Annotated in this window: 19 protein-coding genes and 1 riboswitch; of the genes, 14 read left to right on the top strand and 5 right to left on the bottom strand. The window is 66.5% G+C overall.

The genetic code is table 11. The annotated features are described in order from the left end of the window. Nucleotides 1–63: 63 nt before the first annotated feature. The 4 genes from AB7F11_RS18465 to AB7F11_RS18450 are packed head-to-tail and all read left to right on the top strand — an operon-like array spanning nt 64 to nt 3,084. A complete protein-coding gene (locus tag AB7F11_RS18465; protein ID WP_428288691.1) occupies nt 64–1,062 on the top strand; it encodes a KpsF/GutQ family sugar-phosphate isomerase in 999 nt (332 codons plus the stop codon). Next, nucleotides 1,059–1,613: a KdsC family phosphatase gene (locus AB7F11_RS18460; RefSeq protein ID WP_428288690.1), complete on the top strand. Its 555-nt coding sequence runs from the start codon at nt 1,059–1,061 to the stop codon at nt 1,611–1,613. Before AB7F11_RS18465 ends, AB7F11_RS18460 begins: the two co-directional genes overlap by 4 nt. Continuing rightward, complete coding sequence (lptC, locus tag AB7F11_RS18455) at nt 1,610–2,281, top strand: LPS export ABC transporter periplasmic protein LptC (RefSeq protein ID WP_428288689.1); 672 nt, start codon at nt 1,610–1,612, stop codon at nt 2,279–2,281. The genes AB7F11_RS18460 and lptC overlap by 4 nt, the downstream gene beginning before the upstream one ends. Then, on the top strand, nt 2,278–3,084 hold the full coding sequence (locus tag AB7F11_RS18450) for an SDR family oxidoreductase (protein ID WP_428288688.1): 807 nt from the start codon (nt 2,278–2,280) through the stop codon (nt 3,082–3,084). The genes lptC and AB7F11_RS18450 overlap by 4 nt, the downstream gene beginning before the upstream one ends. 88 nt (nt 3,085–3,172) lie before the next feature. On the opposite strand, the gene AB7F11_RS18445 is transcribed toward AB7F11_RS18450, so the two are convergent. After that, nucleotides 3,173–3,577: an RNA recognition motif domain-containing protein gene (locus tag AB7F11_RS18445; RefSeq protein ID WP_428288687.1), complete on the bottom strand. Its 405-nt coding sequence runs from the start codon at nt 3,575–3,577 to the stop codon at nt 3,173–3,175. A 252-nt stretch (nt 3,578–3,829) separates the two neighbouring features. Further along, nucleotides 3,830–3,905: riboswitch (SAM riboswitch) on the top strand. A gap of 55 nt (nt 3,906–3,960) precedes the next feature. Between AB7F11_RS18445 and metX the strand changes: the two genes are divergently transcribed. The 8 genes from metX (at nt 3,961) to AB7F11_RS18405 (ending at nt 14,322) form a co-directional block, all read left to right on the top strand. Next, the gene (gene metX, locus AB7F11_RS18440; RefSeq protein WP_428288686.1) at nt 3,961–5,196 is read left to right on the top strand and encodes a homoserine O-acetyltransferase MetX; all 1,236 of its coding nucleotides are present in this window, start codon (nt 3,961–3,963) and stop codon (nt 5,194–5,196) included. Further along, on the top strand, nt 5,193–5,774 hold the full coding sequence (gene metW / locus AB7F11_RS18435; RefSeq protein WP_428288685.1) for a methionine biosynthesis protein MetW: 582 nt from the start codon (nt 5,193–5,195) through the stop codon (nt 5,772–5,774). The genes metX and metW overlap by 4 nt, the downstream gene beginning before the upstream one ends. 157 nt (nt 5,775–5,931) lie before the next feature. Next, nucleotides 5,932–6,459 (top strand): chemotaxis protein CheW, encoded by a 528-nt coding sequence (locus AB7F11_RS18430; protein WP_428300304.1) that lies wholly within the window; start codon nt 5,932–5,934, stop codon nt 6,457–6,459. A 31-nt stretch (nt 6,460–6,490) separates the two neighbouring features. Further along, nucleotides 6,491–8,614 (top strand): Cache 3/Cache 2 fusion domain-containing protein, encoded by a 2,124-nt coding sequence (locus AB7F11_RS18425; RefSeq protein WP_428288683.1) that lies wholly within the window; start codon nt 6,491–6,493, stop codon nt 8,612–8,614. 30 nt (nt 8,615–8,644) lie between these two features. Then, a complete protein-coding gene (locus tag AB7F11_RS18420; RefSeq protein ID WP_428288682.1) occupies nt 8,645–10,186 on the top strand; it encodes a methyl-accepting chemotaxis protein in 1,542 nt (513 codons plus the stop codon). A gap of 64 nt (nt 10,187–10,250) precedes the next feature. Then, nucleotides 10,251–11,795, top strand: a complete 1,545-nt coding sequence (locus tag AB7F11_RS18415; protein ID WP_428288681.1) for a methyl-accepting chemotaxis protein — start codon at nt 10,251–10,253, stop codon at nt 11,793–11,795. Between the two features lie 159 nt (nt 11,796–11,954). Further along, nucleotides 11,955–13,451 (top strand): M20 family metallopeptidase, encoded by a 1,497-nt coding sequence (locus tag AB7F11_RS18410; RefSeq protein ID WP_428300303.1) that lies wholly within the window; start codon nt 11,955–11,957, stop codon nt 13,449–13,451. Between the two features lie 16 nt (nt 13,452–13,467). Beyond that, the gene (locus AB7F11_RS18405) at nt 13,468–14,322 is read left to right on the top strand and encodes an alpha/beta hydrolase (protein WP_428288679.1); all 855 of its coding nucleotides are present in this window, start codon (nt 13,468–13,470) and stop codon (nt 14,320–14,322) included. Between the two features lie 11 nt (nt 14,323–14,333). On the opposite strand, the gene AB7F11_RS18400 is transcribed toward AB7F11_RS18405, so the two are convergent. The 4 genes from AB7F11_RS18400 to AB7F11_RS18385 all read right to left on the bottom strand — a co-directional run bounded on the left by AB7F11_RS18400 (nt 14,334) and on the right by AB7F11_RS18385 (nt 18,007). Then, nucleotides 14,334–14,831: a YidB family protein gene (locus tag AB7F11_RS18400; RefSeq protein WP_428288678.1), complete on the bottom strand. Its 498-nt coding sequence runs from the start codon at nt 14,829–14,831 to the stop codon at nt 14,334–14,336. Nucleotides 14,832–14,934: 103 nt separating this feature from the next. Continuing rightward, nucleotides 14,935–16,110: an MFS transporter gene (locus AB7F11_RS18395; protein ID WP_428288677.1), complete on the bottom strand. Its 1,176-nt coding sequence runs from the start codon at nt 16,108–16,110 to the stop codon at nt 14,935–14,937. 68 nt (nt 16,111–16,178) lie between these two features. Further along, on the bottom strand, nt 16,179–16,913 hold the full coding sequence (locus AB7F11_RS18390; RefSeq protein WP_428288676.1) for a 16S rRNA (uracil(1498)-N(3))-methyltransferase: 735 nt from the start codon (nt 16,911–16,913) through the stop codon (nt 16,179–16,181). Between the two features lie 2 nt (nt 16,914–16,915). Then, on the bottom strand, nt 16,916–18,007 hold the full coding sequence (locus tag AB7F11_RS18385) for an aminoglycoside phosphotransferase family protein (RefSeq protein ID WP_428288675.1): 1,092 nt from the start codon (nt 18,005–18,007) through the stop codon (nt 16,916–16,918). A 148-nt stretch (nt 18,008–18,155) separates the two neighbouring features. Between AB7F11_RS18385 and AB7F11_RS18380 the strand changes: the two genes are divergently transcribed. After that, nucleotides 18,156–20,639, top strand: coding sequence for an LPS-assembly protein LptD (locus AB7F11_RS18380; RefSeq protein WP_428288674.1), 2,484 nt, complete (start codon nt 18,156–18,158; stop codon nt 20,637–20,639). Further along, on the top strand, nt 20,632–22,011 hold the full coding sequence (locus tag AB7F11_RS18375) for a peptidylprolyl isomerase (protein WP_428288673.1): 1,380 nt from the start codon (nt 20,632–20,634) through the stop codon (nt 22,009–22,011). Before AB7F11_RS18380 ends, AB7F11_RS18375 begins: the two co-directional genes overlap by 8 nt. Nucleotides 22,012–22,029: the final 18 nt, after the last annotated feature.

Raw genomic sequence — 22,029 nt, 5'->3', positions numbered from 1 at the left:
GGTCGTGATGTTACTTGGCGCCCATGGCACGATGTGCGTACGGTGGCAGCGATAATCGTGCGCATGTCGCTGCCGCCCACTTTCGATCCCGCCCGAGCCCTGGCCCTGGCCCGGGAAACCCTCCAGATCGAGGCGCAGGCGGTCAACACTTTGGCCCAGCGCATGGACGCTTCTTTTGTCCGGGCGGTCGAACGCATGCTGATCGTGACCGGCCGCGTGGTGGTCATGGGCATGGGCAAAAGCGGGCACATCGGCCGCAAGATCGCCGCCACCCTGGCCTCCACCGGCACGCCGGCTCTGTTCGTCCACCCGGCCGAGGCGAGCCACGGCGACCTCGGCATGATCACCGCCGTCGACCTGGTGCTGGGCATCAGCAACAGTGGCGAGAGCGAAGAGCTCACCGCCATCCTGCCGCTGATCAAGCGCATGGGCGTGCCCCTGGTGGCCCTGACCGGTCGCCCGGACTCCACACTCGGTCGGCATGCCGATGTGGTGCTCGACACTTCCGTGGAGAAAGAGGCCTGTCCGCACAACCTTGCGCCCACCGCCAGCACCACCGCACAACTCGCCCTGGGCGACGCGCTGGCCGTGGCGCTGCTCGACGCACGCGGCTTCAAGGCCGACGACTTTGCCCGCTCGCACCCGGGGGGCTCGCTCGGTCGCAAGCTGCTCACCCATGTCAGCGACGTGATGCGCAGCGGTGACGACGCGCCGCGCGTCGGCCTGGACACCACGCTCATGGACCTCATGCGCGAGGTCAGCGCCAAAGGCCTTGGACTGTGCGCGGTGGTCGACGGCGAAAACCGGGTGCAGGGCGTCTTCACCGATGGCGACCTGCGCCGCCTGATCGAAAAAACCGGCAGTGGCGCCGACCTGCGTTCGCTTCGGGCACGCGACGTGATGCACGCCAACCCGCGCACCGTGAGCTCCGGTGCCCTGGCCGTCGAGGCGGCGGGCGTGATGGAAATCAACCGCATCACCAGCGTGCTCGTGGTTGACGAAGCCGGGCGCCTGGTGGGCGCGCTCAACAGCAACGATCTCATGCGCGCCAAAGTCATATGACGCCCTTGCGCCCCGTGCTCGAATTCCCGCCCACCCTGCTGCTGCGCGCGCAGCCGGTGCGCGTGGCCTTCTTCGATGTGGACGGCGTGCTCACCGATGGCGGTCTCTACATCAGCGAGGCCGGCGAAACGCTCAAGCGCTTTCACACCCTCGATGGCCACGGCATCAAGCTGCTGCAGCGCGCCGGCATCACACCGGCCGTGATCAGCGGGCGCGACTCCGCCGCGCTGCGCCTGCGCCTGGGCGCCCTGGGCGTCCAGCATGTGCGCCTGGGCACTGAAGACAAGGCGCCAGCGGCCGAGACCATCCTGGCCGAACTGGGCCTGGACTGGAGCGCCGTCGCCGCCATGGGCGACGACTGGCCCGACCTGCCCTTGATGCGCCGAGCCGCGCTGGCGTGTGCGCCATCGACCGCCCACGCCGAGGTGCTGGCCATTGCACACTACGTTGCCCAGCGTGCGGCTGGCGCGGGCGCGGTGCGTGATGTCTGCGATCTGCTGCTCGTGGCCTGCGGCGCCTACGCCAGCGAGCTGGGGGCGGCCTCGCGGTGAGCACGACCGATCCCCTGGACTTCTTCGACGGTGTCGATTCGGTCGCCTCCGTGCCACGGGCGCCTCGACGCAAGCGCAAATGGCTCGACAGCCTTTCCATCTACCTGCCCGTGCTGCTCATGGGCCTGCTCGCGCTCGCGTCTTACTGGCTGTTGCGCGCCACGCCTGTGGCCGAACTGCCCGGGGTGGAGCGACCCGTGAGCACAGAGCCCGATTACTTCATGCGCCGCTTTTCGGTGAAGGTGTTCGACGCCGTCGGCATCCTCAAGACCGAACTCACCGGCGTCGAGGCGCGGCACTACCCCGCCACCGACACCGTGGAAGTCGACAACGGTCGCATCCGCCACGTCGGACTCAATGGCCTTCCCACGCTGGCCAGCGCCCGGCTGATCACCACCAACGGCGACAACACCGAGTTCATTCTCGAAGGCAATGCTGTCGTGGTGCGCGAAGCGGGCGTGAACGCGACCGGCGAAGCGGTGCCCCGGCTGGAGTTCCGTGGCGAGTTTCTCCACGTCTACACCACACCCGAGCGCATCGTGTCGGATCGACCGGTCACGCTCCTTCGAGGCACCGATCGCCTGCAGGCCGATACCCTTGACTACGTCGGCGATGAGCGCGTGGCGAACTTCAAGGGTCGCGTGAAAGTGCGAATGGAGCCCCGATGATCGCGCCCGAGCTGTCCGCAGGGACGAAGCAGCCTCTGGTCTTCATCACCGGCGCCTCCAGCGGCATCGGCCAGGCGCTGGCCGCACGGTTCGCGCGCGACGGCTACCGCCTGGCGCTCGTGGCCCGCCGCGTTGCCGAGATGCAGGATTGGGTGAAGGCCCAGGGTTATGGCGAGGCGCAATGCCGTGTGTACGGCGCCGACGTCGCCGACACCGACAGCATCGTCGCTGCGGGCCTGGCCTGCCTGAACAACCAGGGTCTTCCCGACGTGGTCATCGCCAACGCCGGCGTGAGCATCGGCATGGACACCGCAGTGCGCGAAGACATCGACGTGATGTCCCGTCTCCTGGCCACCAACAACGTTGGACTGGCCGCCACCTTTCACCCCTTTCTGGCCGGCATGAGCGCGCGAGGAAGTGGCGCATTGGTGGGCATCGCCAGCGTGGCGGCCATCCGGGGTTTGCCCGGGCATGCCGCCTACTGCGCGAGCAAGGCGGCGGTGGTGGCCTATTGCGAAAGCCTGCGTGGCGAGCTGCGCGGCAGCGGCGTGGCGGTGGTCACCTTGCTGCCGGGATATGTGGACACCCCGCTGACGCGTCAGAACCGCTACGCCATGCCCTTCCTGCTCAGCGCTGAAACCTTCGCCGATCGCGCTTTCGCCGCCATCCGCTCGCGCACCAGCTACCGCGTGATCCCCTGGCAGATGGGCGTGGTGGCCAAGTTGTTGCGCCTGCTGCCCAACGCGGTGTTCGACCGCCTGTTGGCCGGACGGCCACGCAAACATCGCCAGACATCGACATGAAAAAAGCCCTGTGGCGGACCACAGGGCTTTTTGTCTTTTGCGGCTGAACCAGCGCGCCGCGCTGGTTCAGGCAGACAGGCGAGGCCGATCAGTAACCGCCGCGGCCACCGCCGCCTTCACGACGACCACCGCCGCCGTAGGGGCTGCGGAAACCGCCTTCGCCACCACCGCCACCACCAAAGCCGCCGCCACCGCTGCGGCCGCCGCCACCGAAGCCGCCGCCACCGCTGCGGGGGGGACGGGCTTCCATCGGACGGGCTTCGTTCACCACGAGGCTGCGGCCGCCCAGGGACTGGCCGTTCATGCCTTCAATGGCGGACTGTGCTTCGGCATCGCTGCCCATTTCCACGAAACCAAAGCCCTTGGAGCGGCCGGTATCGCGTTCCATCATGACCTTGGCGCTGTTGACAGAGCCGTAGGCGCTGAAAGCTTGTTGCAGGTCTTCGTCGCGCACGGTGTAGGGCAGATTGCCCACGTACAGTTTGTTGCCCATGGATGGGACTCCTAATAACACTGATAAAAATAGCGATGGAGCCCCGTTAGCACACAAAAACCTGTAGCACGCGAAACCGACCGATCACTTGTCAAAGCGAGTGTTTCGGGCACTCGCCAGACCATTATGCGCTGAATGCGGCAGAAACAGTAACTATTTTTCAGGATGTGCAAAGCCCCGGTTTAGGCGATGCGCCGTTACAACAACGCCCCCCATCCGGGCTGCCGCCCGGGCCGGGGCGCTTCAACTTATACTCCGCCCAGCGCCGATTTGATCCGAATTGCGGGCGCTTTAGAAATGCCGCTAAAGGGGAGATTCCCGGTCTCGCTCTTGGCGGTACCGGGTTTTTTTTTGGGCGCCCGGCGCCCGGTCTGGACCTTGCCTTGATCGTCACGCCCCAAACGTTCCGATTCACCGAGCCCCTGCCCTTGCGCAGCGGCGCCTTGCTGCCGGCCTACGAGCTGGTGGTGGAGACCTACGGAACCCTCAACGCCGATCGCTCCAACGCCGTGCTCATCTGCCACGCGCTCAATGCCTCGCACCACGTGGCCGGCTGGCACGGTGACGCCAGTGGCCAGCCGCTGGCGCGCAGCGAAGGCTGGTGGAACAACATGATCGGTCCGGGCAAACCGGTCGACACCGATCGCTGGTTCGTCATCGGCGTCAACAACCTCGGCTCCTGCTTCGGCTCGACCGGGCCCACGCACACCAACCCCGCCACAGGCGCGCCCTGGGGCGCTGATTTTCCGGTGGTCACCGTGGAAGACTGGGTGGAGGCGCAGGCGCGACTGCTCGACGCCATGGGCATCGAGACGCTGGCAGCCGTCATGGGCGGCAGCCTGGGCGGCATGCAGACGCTCTCCTGGACACTGCAGTACCCGCAACGGGTTCGCCACGCCGTGGTGGTGGCCAGCGCACCCAACCTCACGGCGGAGAACATCGCTTTCAACGAGGTGGCGCGGCGTGCCATCGTGACCGACCCGGACTTTCACGGCGGCCACTACCTGCGCCACCAGACGCTGCCTCGGCGCGGCCTGCGAATCGCCAGAATGATCGGCCACATCACTTACCTGAGCGATGACGTGATGAACGAGAAATTCGGGCGGAACCTGGCCCCCACGCTCCCCGCTGCGCGTGGTTCGCTGCCCCCCGAAGGGGCTGATCCGGCTTGGGGCGGCCCGGCGCCGGATCGCGCTGCTCTCCTCGACGCCTACCGATACAGCACACAGGACGTGGAGTTCCAGATCGAGAGTTACTTGCGCTATCAGGGCGACAAGTTCAGCGAGTATTTCGACGCCAACACCTACCTGCTCATCACGCGCGCGCTCGACTACTTCGACCCCGCGCGCGAATTCGATGGAAACCTCACCGTCGCGCTGTCCCGCGCGCAGGCCCGGTTTTTCCTCGTGAGTTTCACCACCGACTGGCGCTTCTCGCCTGCACGCAGCCGCGAGATCGTCAAGGCCTTGCTCGACAACCGGCGCGAGGTGAGCTACGCCGAGATCGACGCCCCGCACGGACACGACGCTTTCCTGCTGGATGACGCGCGTTACCTCGGCGCCGTGCGCGCCTATTTCGACCAGGCTGTGGCCGGCACGCTTCAGGGAGGCGCGGCATGAGCGAGCTGACCATCCTCAACTCCATCGCGCGGCTGGTACCGCCGGGCTCGCGTGTGCTGGACCTGGGCTGCGGCGACGGCGCGCTGCTCGCGCTGCTGCAATCCACCCGCGCCTGCACCGGTTACGGCGTGGAGATCGACGATGCCAAGGTGCTGGCCTGCATGAAGCGTGGCGTCAACGTGTTGCAGCTCAACCTGGAAGACGGCCTGACCATGTTCGGCGACGACGCCTTCGACGTGGTGCTGCAGATCGACACGCTGCAACACCTGCGCAACGCCGAAACCATGTTGCGCGAGACCGCGCGCGTGGGTCGCCTCGGCGTGGTGGCGTTTCCCAACTTTGCACACTGGGTCAACCGCCTGCACGTGCTGCGCGGGCGCATGCCGGTGACCAAGCGCCTGCCCTACGAGTGGTACGACACGCCCAACATCCGCGTGGGCACCCATGCTGATTTCGAGGTGCTGGCCCGGCGCAACGGCCTCACCATCGAGGACAGCTTCGGCCTGCACGAAGGCCGCGAGATCCGCACCTGGCCCAACCTGCTGGCCAGCACCGCCGTGTTCCGCTTTTCGAGTTAGGGCACTGCGCCGCCTGGCGCTCCAGGTGTGTACTTTGCTACTCACGCTCGCGCACCGCCGGGCGAATGGGAAGGGTTTGTCCGGCTTTTTCGGACTTCAGCCTGGCCCGAGGTGGCCGATATTCCATGGACCAACCCGATCACCGAGGACCGATTCCATGGACATGCGCCACGACGCCCACCCCAACGCTCACCAGGACAGCGCACGCGTTGTCGCCAGCCTGAAGGCCAGTGCCGAGTTCCTCACCTTCCGACTGGGCGGCGAGGAGTACGGCATCGACATCCTGCGCGTGCAGGAAATCCGCTCCTATGAGGAGCCCACCCGCATCGCCAACGCACCGTCGTTCATCAAAGGCGTGGTGAATCTGCGCGGCGTGATCGTGCCGGTGGTGGATCTGCGCATCAAGCTGGGTTGCGACAAGGTGGAATACAACGGCTTCACCGTGGTCATCGTGCTCAACGTGCGCGGCCGGGTGGTGGGGGCGGTGGTCGATTCCGTGTCGGATGTGCTCGAACTCGCGGGCGACCTGGTCAAGCCCGCGCCCGAGATGAACACCAATGTGGACACCAGCTTCATCACCGGCATCGCCAGCGTGGGCGAGCGCATGCTGATCCTCATGGACATCGAGGCGCTCATGTCCAGCCAGGACATGGGGCTCATGGACGCCACCCAGGTTCTTCAGTGAACCCGCCACCTTTCACCGGAGACACGCACCGATGAACACCTTCTTATCTTCCACCCAATCCGTTGCGCGTCGCGTATCGCTCCTCTCCGTGTCCATGCTGGCTGGCGCGCTGGTGCTCATCAGCGGGGTGATGGCCGTGGTGGCCGAGGGCCGCTCGCGCGATCAGATGGTCGAGTGGGCAGGCGACAAGGCCGCTTCGGTGGCCAACTCTGTCGACGCTTTCGACGCCACGGCGCGCATGATGACCGACCGCGCCTACCGCCCGTTTCGCCAGAAGTTTGCCGAGAAGTTCGAGCTCGATGCATCGGCCGGCATGCTCAAGAGCTGGGGCATGCTGCTCAATGGTGATTTCTCGGAGGTGGATACCTTCAACCGCACCAACGGTGGCGTCGCCACCATCTTCATGCGCAAGGGCGACGACTTCGAGCGCGTGAGCACCTCACTGAAAAAGGAAAACGGCGAGCGTGCCATGGGCACGCTGCTCGCGCGCAACCACCCCGCTTACCCACTCATGCTCGACGGCAAGGCCTACACCGGCCGCGCCGTGCTGTTTGGCAAGCCGTACATGACGCACTACGAGGCCATGCGCGACGAGGCGGGCAAGGTGGTTGGCATCCTCTTCATCGGCTTTGACATCGCCGACTTCCAGGCGTCGCTGGACAAACTGGTGGGCGAGGCCCGTTTTTTCGACAGTGGCGGCACGTACATCATTGATCCGCGCACGAGCAACGCCGAGGCCGTGTTCGTGTCGCACCCGACAGCTGCGGGCAAGAAGGTGCTCGATGTCAACCCGGGCGCCGATGCCATGCTCACCCGGTTGCGCGAATCGCCGCAGGCCTTCGTGCGCGATGCCACCCCGCTGTTCAATGCCGAGATGCGCAAGCCCTGGGTCAGCAAACGCGAGTCGGCTGCTGGCGGTTGGTGGATCCTTGCGGAGGTCTCCGACACCGAGGCCATGGCTTCGCACTGGAACGGCATGTACGCCCTGTGGGCCATGCTGCTGGTGGCCACCGCTGCGCTGGGTGGCGGGCTCTACCTGCTGGTGCGCCGAAATGTGAGCCAGCCCCTGGGCGACCTCACGCGGGCCGTGACCACGGTGGCGCAGGGCGACCTGAGCCACGCTTTTGCGAGCCAGCGGCAGGACGAGATCGGTCGACTTGTGCGCGAAGTGGAGGCCATGCGCCTGCGCTTCCTGGGCATGATGCGCGAGCTGCGCAGTGCGACGGACAGCATAGGGACGGCGTCGGTGGAGATAGCGTCTGGAAACCAGGACCTGAGCGCGCGCACCGAGCAGGCTGCGAGCAGCCTGGAGGAGACGGCGGCCAGCATGGAAGAGCTCACGAGCACGGTGCGCCAGAGCGCGGATGCGGCGCGCCAGGCCAACCAGCTCGCTGCCAGCGCGGCCGAGATCGCGGTGCGTGGCGGCCAGGTGGTGGGGCAGGTGGTGACCACCATGGACGAGATCAACCAGAGCAGCAAGAAGATCAGCGACATCATCGGTGTGATCGACGGCATCGCGTTCCAGACCAACATCCTGGCGCTCAATGCGGCGGTGGAGGCCGCCCGTGCGGGTGAGCAGGGCCGAGGCTTTGCGGTGGTCGCTGGCGAGGTGCGCAACCTGGCGCAGCGCAGCGCGCAGGCGGCCAAGGAGATCAAGGGGCTGATTGGTGCGAGCGTGGACAAGGTGGAGACCGGCTCCAGGCTGGTGGCCGATGCGGGGCAGACGATGAGCGAGATCGTGGGCTCGGTGCAGCGGGTCAGCGACATCATTGGCGAGATCACGGCGGCTGCGGGCGAGCAGAGCGACGGGATCGGCCAGGTCAACGTGGCGGTGACGCAGCTCGATCAGATGACGCAGCAGAACGCGGCGCTGGTGGAACAGAGCGCGGCTGCGGCCGAGAGCCTCAAGGACCAGGCCGCTCGCCTCGACCAGGTCGTGCGCGTGTTCCGCACGGGCGACGCGCCGCCTGCGGTGGTCGCTCCGGTGGTGCGCGCCACCGCGTTGCCCGTGACGGCGCCGGCCGTGGCGCTGCGTCCTGCGGTGCACAAACCCTCCGCTCCTGCACGCGAACCCCAGCGTGCCGTGGTACCTCCCTCCCGTCCCGAGCCGGCCAAGGCATCTGCCAGCGCCGAAGGTGACTGGGAAAGTTTCTGATTGCTTTCTGTTCTTCCTGGAGACATCGACGTGTTTTTCACCCAACTCAAGATCGGCCAGCGGCTGACCCTCGGATTCGCCAGTGTCCTGGCGCTGCTGCTCGTGCTTACCGCGCTTGCCTGGAACGGCCTGCGCAACGCACAGGCGGCGACCGAGCGCGTGGCTGCGCTCGAGCACCGCGCAGCCGCGACGGCCGAATGGGCAGCGAGCACGCGTTTGAACATCAACCGCGTGCTTGCGGTCGCGAAGTCCAGGGCCGACGCCGAGGTCGATGCCTACTTCAAGCCCCAGATCGCGGAGACCACCACGCGCATCAACGAGCTGCAGAAGACGCTGGAGGCCGAGATCAGCAGCGCGCAGGGCAAGGCGCTCCTGGCCAAGATCTCCGAACTTCGGACCGCCTACATCGCGGTGCGAAAGGTGTATTTCGATACCCTCAAGAGCGGTGACCTGGATGCTGCAAACCGGCAACTCACGACCGGACTGATGCCGGCGGCGGACAGCTATGGCAACGCACAGAGTGAACTGCTGGTGTTCCAGCGGGGTCTGGTGGACCAGGCGGTGGCGACTTCGCAGACGACCATTCGCCAGGCCGTGATGCTGCTCGTCGGCTTGGCCGTGGCTGCCGTTTTGGTGGCCAGTCTCGTGGCGTGGCGCATCACCCGGTCGGTCACGGCACCGCTGAATGAAGCCGTGGCGATTGCCACCACGGTGGCCGCAGGCGACCTCACGCAACAGGTGAAGTCCGACCGCCACGACGAGCTGGGCGATCTTCTGCGGGCCCTGGGTGCCATGAAAACTTCGCTGGTTCAGACCGTCGGCCAAGTGCGCAGTGCGACGGACAGCATAGGGACGGCGTCGGTGGAGATAGCGTCTGGAAACCAGGACCTGAGCGCGCGCACCGAGCAGGCTGCGAGCAGCCTGGAGGAGACGGCGGCCAGCATGGAAGAGCTCACGAGCACGGTGCGCCAGAGCGCGGATGCGGCGCGCCAGGCCAACCAGCTCGCTGCCAGCGCGGCCGAGATCGCGGTGCGTGGCGGCCAGGTGGTGGGGCAGGTGGTGACCACCATGGACGAGATCAACCAGAGCAGCAAGAAGATCAGCGACATCATCGGTGTGATCGACGGCATCGCGTTCCAGACCAACATCCTGGCGCTCAATGCGGCGGTGGAGGCCGCCCGTGCGGGTGAGCAGGGCCGAGGCTTTGCGGTGGTCGCTGGCGAGGTGCGCAACCTGGCGCAGCGCAGCGCGCAGGCGGCCAAGGAGATCAAGGGGCTGATTGGTGCGAGCGTGGACAAGGTGGAGACCGGCTCCAGGCTGGTGGCCGATGCGGGGCAGACGATGAGCGAGATCGTGGGCTCGGTGCAGCGGGTCAGCGACATCATTGGCGAGATCACGGCGGCTGCGGGCGAGCAGAGCGACGGGATCGGCCAGGTCAACGTGGCGGTGACGCAGCTCGATCAGATGACGCAGCAGAACGCGGCGCTGGTGGAACAGAGCGCGGCTGCGGCCGAGAGCCTCAAGGACCAGGCCGCTCGCCTCGACCAGGTCGTGCGCGTGTTCCGGCTCTGACCCTCATTTGAACTCTGGCGTTACCGAACCCTGCAAGAACGAGTTTTCGACCATGCAAGATCTGATGAGACAGTTTTCCATCCGCACCCGCATGATGGGGGCCATCGGCGTCGTCCTGTTTCTGCTGGTGCTGGTGGGTGGAGCGGGCCTTTGGGGCATGTCTCGGCTGCACGCCTTGAGCACCGAGTTCATGAATCACGCCTTCCAGGAAACCGTGACACTCTCGCGCCTGCAGGTGGCGCTGGGCGACCTGGGCCGCTTTGAGAAGGACATGATCATTGGCTACGAAAAGCCTGAGGCCGTGACCAAGGCCAAAGCCCAATGGAACGCCGCGCGCGACAGCGCGCTTCAGCAGATCGACCAGATGCTGGTGGGCGATGAGGACGATGACAACGCGCTGGTGCGCGACATGAAGGAACAACTGACCCGGTACGTGGCTTTTGTGGAGCCGGTGAGCAAGCAGCTCGAAAGCGGGGGATACGACACCGCCACCGTGGCCAACCGCGTGTTGGCCAGAGCGCACGAACAGTACGACGGGCTGCTCCAGAACCTCGGGAAGGTGGAGGCGATCCTGATTGCCGAAGCGGCGCACCTGGAACAGGAGGGCCAGGCGACCCGAGAGCAGACCCTGGCGCTCTTTGGCCTGGCCGTGGCCCTGGCCGCCGTGATCGTGGTGCCCAGCACCCTGCTCAACATGCAGAGCATCTGTCGCCCGGTGGAAGAGGCGCAGCGCCTGGCCGGAGCCATTGCCCAGGGTGACCTCACGCAGCCGGTGCGCGCGCAGGGGCGCGACGAGCTGGCCACACTGATGAAGGCCCTGGGAGACATGCAGGGCTCGTTGGCCCGCATGGTGGGCCAGGTGCGAAGTTCGACCGACAGCATCGGCACTGCCAGCTCTCAGATCGCCAGCGGCAACCAGGACCTTTCCAGTCGCACAGAGCAGGCCGCGAGCAATCTGCAGCAGACCGCGGCCAGCATGGAGCAGCTCACCAGCACGGTGCGCCAGAGCGCCGACGCGGCGCGCCAGGCCACGCAGATGGCAGCTGCCAATGCCGAAGTGGCCGCACGTGGTGGCCAGGTGATGGGCGAGGTGGTGACCACCATGGGAGAGATCAACCAGAGCAGCCAGAAGATCGGCGACATCATCGGCGTGATCGACGGCATCGCGTTCCAGACCAACATCCTGGCGCTCAACGCGGCGGTGGAAGCCGCGCGCGCCGGTGAGCAGGGGCGAGGCTTCGCGGTGGTGGCCGCCGAGGTGCGCAGCCTGGCGCAGCGCAGCGCGCAGGCGGCCAAGGAAATCAAGGGCCTGATTGAAGTCAGCGTGGGCAAGGTGGAGAACGGCACGCGCCTGGTGACGCAGGCAGGCAGCACCATCCGCGAGATTGTGGCCAACGCCGAGAAGGTCTCGGCATTCATGGGCGACATCACCACGGCGGCCACCGAGCAGTCGCAGGGCATCGGTCAGGTCAACACGGCGGTGAACCAGCTCGATCAGATGACGCAGCAGAACGCCGCGCTGGTGGAGGAAAGCGCAGCCGCGGCCGACAGCCTGCGCGACCAGGCCAGCCGGCTGGCCGAGGCGGTGCGGGTCTTTCGGACAGCCTGACGGCTCGAACCACACCCCCCCCTGCGCCGCTTCTCTGGTCAGGGGCTGCATGCGTCCCAAAAACCGTTGCGCCTGCCTATACTTGTTTCCCTGGCCACCGCAGCGGGTGAAATCTTTCGCGGCGCGTGGCGGCCCCCCACGCTCCCGGAGACCACCGCCATGAACGCCCGCCTGCCTCACACCGCGCTCGACTCGGCCGCCCTGCAGGCCCATGTGGAGGCGAGCTGGTCCGGCACCATCGTGCCCGAGCTGGTGCGCTACATCGAGGTACCGGCCAAGTCGCCCGCCTTCGACGCCGACTGGGCCCGCCACGGCCTGCTGGATCGCGTGCTGCACAGCGCTGCCGACTGGGTGCGTGCGCAGCAGGTCGAAGGCCTGACGCTGGAAGTGGTGCAACTTGACGATGCGCGCGGCCAGCCGCGCACCCCTGTGCTGTTTTTCGAGGTGCCTGCCAGCGCCGGGCGCGATGGCACCCCGGCGCCAGCTTCCGGCCAGACCGTGCTGATGTACGGCCACCTCGACAAACAGCCCGAGTTCACCGGCTGGCGCAGCGACCTGGGCCCCTGGACGCCGAAGATCGACGACGGCAAGTTGTACGGCCGGGGTGGCGCGGACGACGGTTACGCCGTGTACGCCAGCATCGCCGCCCTGCAGGCGCTCAAGGCCCAGGGCGTGGCCCATCCCCGCATCGTCGGGCTCATCGAAACTTGCGAAGAAAGTGGATCGGGCGACCTGCTGCCCTACGTGGACGCATTGCGCACGCGCCTGGGCGACGTCGGCCTGGTGATCTGCCTGGACAGCGGCGCGGGCAACTACGACCAGCTCTGGCTCACCACCAGCCTGCGCGGCATGGCCAGTGGTGTGCTCAAGGTGGAAATTCTCACCGAGGGCATTCATTCGGGTGATGCCTCTGGCCTGGTGCCATCCAGCTTTCGCATCATGCGCCAGGTGCTCGACCGGCTGGAAGACAGTGCCACGGGCCGCTTGCTGCCCGCGAGTTTCCACTGCGAGGTGCCGGCCGAACGCGTGGCTCAGGCCAGGGCAACGGCGGCGATCCTGGGCGATGAGCTTTACAAACGCTTCCCCTGGGCTCACTACGATTGCGGCGGCGCCACCCTGTTTGCGCTGCCCACCACGACCGACCCGGTGGAGGCACTGCTCAACCGCACCTGGCGGCCCACGCTGTCGGTGACCGGCGCGGACGGGTTTCCCGAGCTGCGCAATGCCGGCAATGTGCTGCGACCCTACACGGCGTTCAAACTCAGCCTGCGCCTGCCGCCACTGGTGGACGCGCCCGCCGCCGTGCAGGAACTCAAGGCGCTGCTGGAAGACAACGCACCCTACCAGGCCCGCGTGACCTTCGAGGGTGAGGGTGCCGCCAGCGGCTGGAATGCCCCGACCACTGAACCGTGGTTCGAGCAGGCCCTGCAGGCCGCCTCGCAGGCGCACTTTGGCGCCGGCTGCGGCACCATCGGCCAGGGAGGCACCATCCCGCTCATGAACATGCTCAGCAAGGGTTTCCCCAAAGCGCAGATGATGGTCTGCGGCGTGCTCGGCCCCAAGAGCAATGCCCACGGTCCCAACGAATTCCTGCACCTGGAGTACGCCCGGCGCCTGACCGCGACGGTCGCCCAGGTCATCGCCCGCATGCCCTGAGCTGGCGGGCCAGATGATGTCCGAAACCACCCAGGCCCCCTTCACCCTGCGCGACGGGCTGAACCTGGCGCTGTATGACTGGCCCCTGCCGATGCGCTGGCGACCGCGTGCGGTGGTGCTCATCGTGCATGGTCTGGGCGAACATGCCTGGCGCTACGACCCGGTGGCACACCGTCTCAACGAATGGGGGTTCTGTGTGCGCGCCTACGACCAGCGCGGCCATGGTGAATCGGGGGGTGCGCGTGGCGTCCTGCCCGACGACGACGCCTTGCTGGACGACCTCGCTGAAGTGCTGGAAGACACGCGGCACCATATTGCCGAGCCCTGGTCCTGCCCTCTGATCCTCATGGGCCACAGCATGGGAGGGCTGGTGGCGGCCACGTTCGTGCAGCGGGGCATGGCCCGGGTGGATGGCCTGGTGCTGTCATCACCCGCGCTCGATACGGGCATGAGCTGGTTGCAGAGAAAACTGGTCCGGCTGCTCTACCGCCATGCGCCCAACTTCGCCTTGTCCAATGGGCTGGACGCGAGCAAGATCTCGCACAACACGGCCACGGTGGATGCCTACAAGAAAGACCCGTTGGTGCATGACCGCATCACTGCGCGCCTGGCGCATTTCATCGACAGCAACGGGCCGTCCGTGGTTGCCGCCGCCGCCCGCTGGACCGTGCCCACGCTGCTCATGTTCGCCGGCGCCGATCACCTGGTGCGCCCGGCCGGCAGTCGAGCCTTCGCCGCCGCCGCGTCCGCCGCTCAGGTGCACACGCAGGCCTTCGAGGGCCTGTACCACGAGATCTTCAACGAGGCCGATCCATCGGCCGTGTTCGGCACGCTCAAGGCGTGGCTGGACGTGCAGGCGCCAGCGGGCTAGCGCAGCACGCCTCAGCGCCTGGGCTGCATCAGCCCGCCGAGCACGCCCATGAGGTCGCCGGCGTTTCCGCCATTTCCACCCAGCAGCGCACCCAGTCCGCCCAGCTCGTTGTCGGAGGGCAGCTGGCCTTTCGGGGTGAGCTGGTCGATCAGGCCGGGCAGCAGTTCGGCCAATGTGCCGGAGGCTTGTTGCGGGTTGCCGCCCAGTTGCGAGGCGATCATGCCCATGAGGTCCGGACCAAGCGCGCCGCCCAGTTGCTCGCCTGAAACCGGCTGGTTCGCGCCGGTGCCGATCCACGACTGCACCGCATCGCCAAGACCTCCCGATTGCAGTTTCGCCAGCAAACCCTGCAGCCCACCCGAACTGGCCAGCAGGCCGCCCAGCAGGGTGACCAGCATTTGCGGGTCCATGCCGCCGGGCAAGCCACTGGCCGAAGGGGAAGACGGGCCTTGTGATGAGCCCATGCCAGCCTGGGTGGCCGCGCCGATCAGTGAATCCAGAAGTCCCATGGTCCTACCCTTTCAGTGGTGTGGATGAACGTTTGACACATCAGTGGCTCCCGCGCCGAGCCCGACCCACGACGCCTGACACAGCGCGGGGGGGGGCTTCCTCCTATGCCGGATTCTGGGTCTGCCGACGCACCCATGCAAGCCAGAGCAGTGCCAGTCCGGTCAGCGCCACCGGGACCAGCGAACCGACATTGAGCCACTGCCAGCCTTTCGTGGTCACCAGCGCGCCCGAGGCGAAGGAGGTGAGCGCCATGGTGGCAAACACGCAGAAATTGATGGCCGCCTGCGCTCGGTCCTTTTCTTCCGGCCGGTAGGCCTGCAAGGACAGCGTTGTGCTGCCGGTGAACAGGAAATTCCAGCCCACGCCAAGCAGGAACAGCGCGATGAGGAACTGGTGCAGGTCCACTCCGGACAGCGCGATCGCGATGCAGGCGCCGTTGAGCACCACGCCCACGCCCATGATGGTGAGCACGCCAAAGCGCTTGATCAGGTGGCCGGTGACGAAGCCCGGAGCAAACATGCCGATCACATGCCATTCCAGCACCAGGGCCGCGTCTTCGAAGGGGAGGCCGCACACCTGCATGGCCAGTGGCGTGGCGGCCATCAGCAGGTTCATCACGCCGTAGCCCAGGGCAGCGCCAGCGGTCGCCACGATGAAGATCGGCTGGCGCATGATCACGCCCAGCGGACGGCCCCGATCAGCGGCCGCCACTCTGGGCGGCACGGGCGGGAAGCTCATGAAGGCGATCACCGCCATGGACAACAGCGCCACCGCCGCCAGCGCCAGGTAGGCGCCAGCAAAGGGCACGCTCATCCAGTCCTTGGTGCGAGTTGCCAGGTTGGGCCCGAGCACCGCACCCGCCAGGCCGCCTGCCAGCACCAATGACACCGCCTTTTCGCGGAACGCCGGGGCGCTCAGCTCTGCGGCGGCAAAGCGGTAGAGCTGGCCATTGGCGCTGTAGTAGCCGGCGATCACGGTGGCGGCCACCAGCATCCAGAAGTTGCGATCCATGACCGCCCACGCGCACAACAGCGCCGAGGCCAAGGCCACCAGCAGCCCGATCTGGAAAGACGCCTTGCGGCCCAGCGCGCTCTGTGTGCGCGCCACCATTGGCGTGGACAGCGCGCCGCCCACCACATAGCCCATCACTGGCAGCGTGGCCATCCAGCCCAGCGGTGCCAGCGACAGGCCCACCAGGCCATTGATGGCGATGAAGACCACGTTGTTGGTCAAGAACAGCCCTTGGGCGCCGGCCAGCAACCAGAGATTTTTATTCATAAGTCATCGTTTATACATGGACGCTGCCGCCGGCGCCTGCGCCCCCGCGACAGCGCCGGGCGCCGTGCTCAGCGCAGCGCGAGCACCAGCGCGGCCAGTGCGGCGGTCTCGGCGCGCAGCACGCGCGGGCCGAGTGTCACTGGCACAAAGCCGGCTGCCAGGGCCAGAGATTCCTCTTGCGGGCTCAGGCCACCTTCGGGGCCGCTGAGGAACAGCACCGGTGCATGGAGGGGCGCATCTTGTAGAAAAAGGTCCAGTGCCTGGGTGCCCTGTCCGAGCGACAGCAGGCAGCGCAGCGCAGAATGCTCGCGATCCCAGGGAGGCAAGGCTTTCAGCCAAGTGGTCAGATCACTCACCGCATGTACGTCGGGCACCCGGTTGCCGCCGCACTGTTCGCAGGCCGCGATGGCCACCGACTGCCAGTGCGCCTGCTTTCTGGTGGCGCGTTCGCCCGCAAGGCGCAGCACGCTGTGGGCCGTGTGCAGGGGCTGCAGGCTGGCCACGCCGAGTTCGGCGGCTTTCTCCAGGAGCCAGTCCATCCGATCGTTGGCCGGCATGCCCACCGCGAGGTGTACCGATCGCAATGGCTCGCGCTCGGTGGGATGGTGCTTGAGCACACTGACCTCCACGTCGCTGCGGCCCATGCGGGTGATGCTGGCATCCCACTCGCCGCCTTGGCCGTTGAAGAGCTCGATGGTTTGTCCAGGTTGCAGGCGCAGCACCTGAACATGCCGCGCCGCCGCTGCCGGCAGCAAAAGCACCTGCCCCTCCACCAGGCGCACGGGGCAATGGAAGCGGGGCATGTTCAGACCCGCCCGAAGGCGTAGCCCGAGGCTGCTTGCAGGCCCTCGACCTCGTCGATCAGCCTGAGCAAGGGGCCAAGCGCGCGGTAGCGGTGCGCGGTGTGGCGGATGTAGGCGATGAAACGCGGCGTGTCGGCCAGGTACTTGGGTTTGCCATCGCGCAGCGTGAGGCGCGCAAAGATGCCCGCCACCTTCAGATGGCGTTGCAGCCCCATCCATTCCACGCCTCGGTAGAAAGCGCCGAAGTCGCTGTGCCAGTCTTCGAAATCCATCAGACCGGCCGCCCGTGCCTTTTCCCAGTAGCGCACGGTCACGTCGATCACGAAGTCCTCTTCCCAGCTCAGGAAGGCATCGCGCATCAGGCTGGCCACGTCGTAGGTGATGGGGCCATGCACCGCGTCCTGGAAATCGAGCACGCCGAGTTGCTGCGCAGGGGTGTTGCCGGCCTGCAAAGGCAGCATCAGGTTCCGTGGCATGAAGTCGCGGTGCACATACACCATGGGCGAGTTCAGGTTGTGCGCCACGATCGTGTCGAACGCCTGGCGCAAGGTCTGCGACTGCGCGTCACTGAGGGTGATTGCCTTGTGCTGATGCAGGTACCAGTCGGGGAAGAGCTGCAGTTCGCGCCGCAGCAAGGCTTCGTTGTAGGGCGCAAGCACGCCGGGCCGGGACGACAGCTGCCAGGCCAGCAACGCATCGAGGGCCTGCATGTAGCGTGCATGGTTGGCCTGCGCATGGTCGAGGTCCATGCCGTCCAGCATGGTTTGACGTCCCAGGTCGCTGAGAAGCATGAATCCGAGCGGCTGATCCCAGGCCAGCACGTCCGGTACCAGCAGGCCCGCGTCGCGCATGAGGCGGGCCACGTGGACAAACGGTTCGCAGTTCTCGTGTTCGGGCGGTGCGTCCATCACGATCAGGCTGCGCCCAGCAGAGGTGTCGATGCGCAGGTAGCGGCGAAAGCTCGCGTCGGCAGACGCCGGCCTGAGGGTGTCCGGCGATAGGCCGAAGTCCTTCGTCAACGGTGCCAGCCACGTCTGGAATGCGGCTTCCCGGGAGGCATCGGTCCACGCGACAGCGGGGGTGGGCAGGGTCATGGTGGTGGAGGGTGTCTGGTCGGCCGCTGTCCGGTCTGAGCACGTGACGGGCAGTGGATAATGCCAGCTGATTCTACAAACCCCCCTGCTGGGCAGGCTGCCGGCTTTCGCGCCCGTACAGGCAGCCGGGCCAACGAAGTCCTTTTCCTTGAACCGTCGCACCCACCCGCAGCGCATTGGCCTCGCTCACCACAGCAGGCGCGCGCCCCATTTCGTGGCTGCACCCGTTGCGCGGGGCGTTCACGTCCTGCTTGCCTTGCTTGCACTGGGCGTCCTGGCGTCGCCTGGCTGGGCGCGGGCGCAGTCTGGCGATGGCGATGAAGCCCCTGCGGCGCCCGCCTTGAATCTCAGGCCCAGCGGCATGCTGCTGGAGGCCCTGCCCGATGAGGCCCGCCAACAGGCGCCCACCTTCATCTCGGGCGATCGCATCGAAGGCCAGACCGGCGGCGTGACCGCCGTGGAAGGCGCGGCCGAACTGCGCCGGCACGACATCGTCATCCGCGCCGATCGCCTGCAGATCAACCAGAGCAACAACGACGCCCGTGCCACGGGCAATGTGCTCGTCAACCGCGATGGGAATCGTTTTCGCGGCCCCGACCTGCAGCTCAACATGGACACCTTCCAGGGCAGGTTCACGCAACCCACTTTCGAGTTGCTCGAGAACGAAGGCAAGGGCGACGCAAGCCGTGTCGATTTCCTCGACAAGGACCACGCCAATGCCTTTGATGCGCGCTACTCGACCTGCCCGCGCACGCCCGGCGCAGACTGGATGCCCGACTGGATGGTGCGCGCTTCGCGCATCGAGTTCGACAACGTCGAGGAAATCGGCAAAGCCACCAATGGCGTGCTGGAGTTCAAGGGCGTGCCCATTCTCGGCGCACCGTACTTCACCTTCCCCTTGACCGACGCGCGCAAGTCGGGCCTGTTGCCTCCGACCCTGAACATCGACAACATCAGCGGTCTCGAATTCACACAGCCCTATTACCTCAACCTCGCGCCCAACTTCGACGCCACGCTCTATCCCACGTTCATGAGCAAGCGCGGTGTCGATCTGGGCGCAGAACTCCGCTACCTGCAGCCGACCTATGCCGGCCAGGTGCGCGGAGCGTTCATGCCATCGGACCAGTTGCGAGATGCCGATCGCTGGGGCTACACGCTGCAACACCAGCAGAACCTGACAGACCTGACCAACCGGCTGGGAGCTCCAGGCGCGGCCGGCCTGTACCTGAATCTCAATCGCGTGAGCGACGACGACTACTGGCGCGATTTCCCGCGCGCCACCGCGTCGCTGACCACGCGCCTGCTGGCCAGCGATGCGGTGCTGAGCTGGGGACGTGGCCCCTGGGCGGTGAGCGCGGGCACCTACAGCTGGCAGACCCTTCAGGACATCGACGCACCGATCACGCCTCCCTATGACCGCCTGCCGTCGATTGCTGCGCGCTACAGCCGTGGCGACGCGCGCATCGCGGGCCTGGGCGGCTGGGACTGGTCGGTGCTTACCGACTTCACCCGCTTCGAATCCAACCCGCTCCTGACCGGCCAGACCAACGGGTCGCGCACCATGTCGGTGGCCGAGATCAGCCGCCGCTGGCTCGCGCCGGGTTGGTTCATCAAACCGCGTGCCCAGCTGCATGCCACCCACTACAACTTTGACAATCCCCTGGCCAACGGCGCGCGCAGCGCTACACGCGTGGTGCCTACCGTCAGCCTGGACAGTGGACTCGTGTTCGAACGCGATGCCAGCTATCTGGGCCGCTCTTTCGTCCAGACGCTCGAACCGCGGGCCTTTTTCACCTGGACGCCCTACCGCGATCAGAACCTGCTGCCCAACTACGACTCCGCCACGAACGACTTCAACCTCGCCTCCATCTTTTCCGAAAACGTGTTCGGCGGAAACGACCGGATATCCGATACCCGAGCCCTCACACTGGGTGTGAGTTCGCGCCTGCTCGACCCGGACAGCGGCGCTGAAGTGCTGCGCGTGGGCGTGGCCCAGCGCTACCTGTTCGAGGACCAGAACGTCATTCTGCCCAACGCCCGCGGCCTACCCGGTGGCGATCCCGTGACCGAGCGCCTGAGCGACATCCTGGTGGCCACCCGCGTGCAGTGGAGCCCGCGCTGGTCGATCGACACCAACGTGCAGTTCAACCCGAGCAACCGCGAGTCGGTGCGTACCACGCTGGGGGGGCGCTACACGCCCGGCAACTACCGCGTGGTCAGCGCTGCCTACCGACTCCAGCGCGGCACCAGCGAACAGTTCGACATTGGCTGGCAATGGCCGCTCAACGACCTGTGGGGCGAGCCCGCCCACACGAAGGTGCCGGGCAGGGGCCTCGGTCCGGGCCAGTGGTACAGCGTGGGCCGCGTCAACTACAGCGTGCCCGACAAGAAGGTGGTCGATCTGGTGGCCGGCTTTGAGTACGATGCGGGATGCTGGGTTGGGCGCGTCGTCCTCGAGCGCCTGCAGCGCAGCGGCGCCACCGCCAACCAGCGTATCCTGTTCCAGCTGGAATTCACCGGGTTCTCGCGCCTGGGCTCCAACCCGCTGAGAACCCTCAAGGAAAATGTGCCGCGCTACCAATATCTGCGCGAAGAAATCAACCCGCCCAGCCGGTTCCAACAATATGACTGACCGTTTCTCCACCCGCATCCGCCCGTCGATCTGGCTGGCCTGTGCTTCCGTGTTGTGCGCGGCCACGGTTCAAGCCCAGAGCCTGCGCCTGACAACCCAGCTCAGCCTGCCGACCGCCACACCGGTCCCTGGCGTCCAAAGAACCGCCGACTACATCGTGGCACTCGTCAACTCCGAACCGGTGACCAACAACGAGGTGCGCCAACGCCTGGTGCGCGTGGAACAGCAGATGGCCCAACAAGGCACGGCCATGCCACCGCGCGATCAGCTGGCCCGCCAGGTGCTCGAACAGATCATCAACGAGCGCATCCAGGTCCAGCAGGCCACCGAGCTCGGCATTACGGTGAGTGAGGCCGATGTCACCCAGGCCGAACAATCCATTGCCGCGCAGAACCAGCTCAGCCCCGAGCAGTTCCGCCGACGCCTGGCCACCGAGGGCGTGGACATCAACCGCCTGCGCAATGACCTGCGAAGCCAGATCCTGCTGCAGCGCGTGCGCGAGCGCCAGGTCGATTCGCGCGTGCGCGTGACCGAGGCAGACATCGACGATTTCATCCGCGAGCAACAAAGCAGCGATGTGCTGGCCAACCTTGAACTCAACCTGGCCCATGTGCTGTTCATCGTGCCTGAGGGCGCCAGTCCCGAGCGCATCAAGGAGTTGCAGGACAAGGCGCAGGACGTGGCCGCGCGCGCGCGTGCCGGCACCGACTTTGCACAGCTCGCACGCGAGTTTTCCGATGCTCCTGAGCGCGTCAATGGTGGGCAGTTCGGCATGCGGCCGGCTGAGCGGCTGCCGTCGCTGTTCGTGGATGCCACGCGCTCGCTGAACGTGGGCGATATCGCCGGTCCGCTGCGCAGCCCGGCGGGCTTTCACATCCTCAAGGTGCTCGACAAGCGTCAGGCCGGCATGCCCGACGTCAACGTGACCCAGACCCGCGCGCGGCACATCTTGCTGCGCCCCGATGCCCAGCTCACCCAGGCCGATGCGGTGGCCCGTCTCAACGGTTGGCGCCAGCAACTCGCCAGTGGGCAGGCCAGTTTCGAGGCGCTCGCGCGCGAGCACAGCCAGGATGGCTCGGCCAGCCAGGGTGGTGACCTCGGCTGGGCCGGCCCAGGTCAGTTTGTGCCCGAGTTCGAACAGGTGATGAACAGTTTGCGGCCCGGTGAGGTGTCGACTCCGCTGGTCTCGCGCTTTGGGGTGCACCTCATCAAAGTGGAAGAACGGCGCCAGACCAAGCTCTCGGCGCGCGAGCAACGTGAGATCGTGCGAGGACTGGTGCGCGAGAAGAAAACCGACGAAGCCTTGCGCGCCTGGGCGCTGGACGTGCGTGGCCGCGCCTTCATCGAATACCGCGAAGCGCCGCAGCAGTGAAGCGCGGCGCAGGCCAGC

Source organism: Hydrogenophaga sp. (genome assembly GCF_050250835.1).
In the GTDB taxonomy this organism is placed as follows: Bacteria; Pseudomonadota; Gammaproteobacteria; order Burkholderiales; family Burkholderiaceae_C; genus Hydrogenophaga.
Note: the sequence above shows the minus strand (reverse complement) of the source record. Positions and strands in the feature narration are given on the sequence as shown.

Coding starts and splice junctions, on each gene's coding strand:
- AB7F11_RS18400 (WP_428288678.1), bottom strand. CDS start 14,831: ATGGGACTTCTGGATTCACTGATCGGCGCGGCCACCCAGGCTGGCATG.
- AB7F11_RS18425 (WP_428288683.1), top strand. CDS start 6,491: ATGAACACCTTCTTATCTTCCACCCAATCCGTTGCGCGTCGCGTATCG.
- AB7F11_RS18390 (WP_428288676.1), bottom strand. CDS start 16,913: ATGCCCCGCTTCCATTGCCCCGTGCGCCTGGTGGAGGGGCAGGTGCTT.
- AB7F11_RS18415 (WP_428288681.1), top strand. CDS start 10,251: ATGAGACAGTTTTCCATCCGCACCCGCATGATGGGGGCCATCGGCGTC.
- AB7F11_RS18430 (WP_428300304.1), top strand. CDS start 5,932: ATGGACATGCGCCACGACGCCCACCCCAACGCTCACCAGGACAGCGCA.
- AB7F11_RS18385 (WP_428288675.1), bottom strand. CDS start 18,007: ATGACCCTGCCCACCCCCGCTGTCGCGTGGACCGATGCCTCCCGGGAA.
- AB7F11_RS18450 (WP_428288688.1), top strand. CDS start 2,278: ATGATCGCGCCCGAGCTGTCCGCAGGGACGAAGCAGCCTCTGGTCTTC.
- AB7F11_RS18395 (WP_428288677.1), bottom strand. CDS start 16,110: ATGAATAAAAATCTCTGGTTGCTGGCCGGCGCCCAAGGGCTGTTCTTG.
- AB7F11_RS18410 (WP_428300303.1), top strand. CDS start 11,955: ATGAACGCCCGCCTGCCTCACACCGCGCTCGACTCGGCCGCCCTGCAG.
- AB7F11_RS18375 (WP_428288673.1), top strand. CDS start 20,632: ATGACTGACCGTTTCTCCACCCGCATCCGCCCGTCGATCTGGCTGGCC.
- metW (WP_428288685.1), top strand. CDS start 5,193: ATGAGCGAGCTGACCATCCTCAACTCCATCGCGCGGCTGGTACCGCCG.
- AB7F11_RS18445 (WP_428288687.1), bottom strand. CDS start 3,577: ATGGGCAACAAACTGTACGTGGGCAATCTGCCCTACACCGTGCGCGAC.
- AB7F11_RS18460 (WP_428288690.1), top strand. CDS start 1,059: ATGACGCCCTTGCGCCCCGTGCTCGAATTCCCGCCCACCCTGCTGCTG.
- AB7F11_RS18465 (WP_428288691.1), top strand. CDS start 64: ATGTCGCTGCCGCCCACTTTCGATCCCGCCCGAGCCCTGGCCCTGGCC.
- AB7F11_RS18405 (WP_428288679.1), top strand. CDS start 13,468: ATGTCCGAAACCACCCAGGCCCCCTTCACCCTGCGCGACGGGCTGAAC.